The organism is Limosilactobacillus rudii (assembly GCF_014145455.1).
Taxonomy (GTDB): Bacteria; Bacillota; Bacilli; order Lactobacillales; family Lactobacillaceae; genus Limosilactobacillus; species Limosilactobacillus rudii.
Window position 1 is genome coordinate 1 of the sequence record NZ_JACIVB010000019.1, and the last position, 450, is coordinate 450.

General features: G+C 43.1%; 2 tRNA genes and 1 rRNA gene. All 3 read right to left on the reverse strand.

Annotated elements, in window-relative coordinates:
• Nucleotides 1-139: 139 nt before the first annotated feature.
• Nucleotides 140-212 (reverse strand) — tRNA-Ala (locus H5S39_RS01200).
• A 3-nt stretch (nucleotides 213-215) separates the two neighbouring features.
• Nucleotides 216-290: transfer RNA gene (locus H5S39_RS01205), tRNA-Ile, on the reverse strand.
• Nucleotides 291-384: 94 nt separating this feature from the next.
• Nucleotides 385-450, reverse strand: a 16S ribosomal RNA gene (locus tag H5S39_RS01210); the annotation flags it as partial.

A 450-nucleotide genomic window follows, 5' to 3' on the forward strand; every position in this document is an offset into this window, starting at 1 on the left:
TGATTAATTGAGTTAGCGATTCTTTTCGTTAATTAAAACTCAAATAACGCGGTGTTCTCGGTTTATTGTTTTGTTAATAAAGAAATTAGATAATATTTAGTTTTCAAAGTACAAGCTCGGCCAACCTAACGGTCGGCAATGGAGAATAACGGAATCGAACCGATGACCTCCTGCTTGCAAAGCAGGTGCTCTCCCAGCTGAGCTAATTCCCCATATGGGCCTAAATGGACTTGAACCATCGACCTCACGCTTATCAGGCGTGCGCTCTAAACCAGCTGAGCTATAGGCCCAAATAAGCGTCTCATGGATGATGAGTTTTGAAAGGTAAACCTCTCAAAACTAAACAAAGTTTCTTCGATGTGTAGGTTCCGTTTTATTCCTTAGAAAGGAGGTGATCCAGCCGCAGGTTCTCCTACGGCTACCTTGTTACGACTTCACCCCAGTCATCTG